We start from the raw sequence: 774 nt of genomic DNA, 5'->3' as shown, positions 1-774 counted from the left end.
AGGCAGGTGGCCGCCCGCACGCCCCTCGACTGGGCCCTGGCCACCTGGAGCCGCCTGCGCGGCTGAGCGGTGGGGCGAAGGGTAAGAGTGGTCTGGCGCGAACGCGGAATTGATGCACCCCGGTAGAGACGCAATATTTTGCGTCTCGTCATTGCTGATGTTGTTATGACTGCGCAGTGCCGGGTGGTTCGGCGTGGTTCCGGCCGTTCAACGACGAGACGTAAAATATTGCGTCTCTACCCTGTATCAATCAGCCATGCCGTCACCGGCAGCCCTCACCTCAGTTTCTGCCGTTTCTTCGCGCCGCCCAAGCTGCGGGCGTTTATTACCTATTTTCATCGCCCCTGATTTTTGTCGCTGTGTTGCCCACTTCCTGTCCCGCCGTATTTGCCCGCGCCGTGCTGCTGCCGCTGCTGTTGGCGTTGGCCGTGGTGCTGGGCCTGGGCAGCTACTTCGAAACCAGCGACGATGGCACGCTGGCCTGGCTGTTTGCGAGCGTGCTCACGCTGAAACCGGTGGTTTCGGTGCCGCTGTATCTACACGGCTACGGCCATCTGCTGGCGGCCGCCTACGGGGCTGTGCCGGCGGTGCCCTGGCTGGGCCTGGTGCTGGCCGGGCTGCTAGCCGTGGCATCGGCCCTATGGTTTGCGGTGCTGGAGCGACTGCTGCGCCCCTGGCTGCGGCCGGGCTGGTTGGTGTTGGCCCTGACGCTGTTTTTCGGCTTGGCGTGGCTTGAGCACTGGCTGTGGTTCAGCCACGCGCGGGTGGCGCTGC

The 774-nt window shown here is 64.6% G+C and carries 1 protein-coding gene; it reads left to right on the top strand.

All coding sequences use genetic code 11. The annotated features are described in order from the left end of the window. Positions 1 to 362: 362 nt before the first annotated feature. The coding region (locus tag ACYVDE_RS24935; protein WP_460504207.1) for a hypothetical protein at positions 363 to 774 on the top strand (412 nt) is incomplete at its 3' end.

This window comes from Hymenobacter agri (assembly GCF_054778495.1).
The sequence above is the reverse complement of the archived record's forward strand: the minus strand, read 5'-3'. Positions and strand labels throughout refer to the sequence as shown.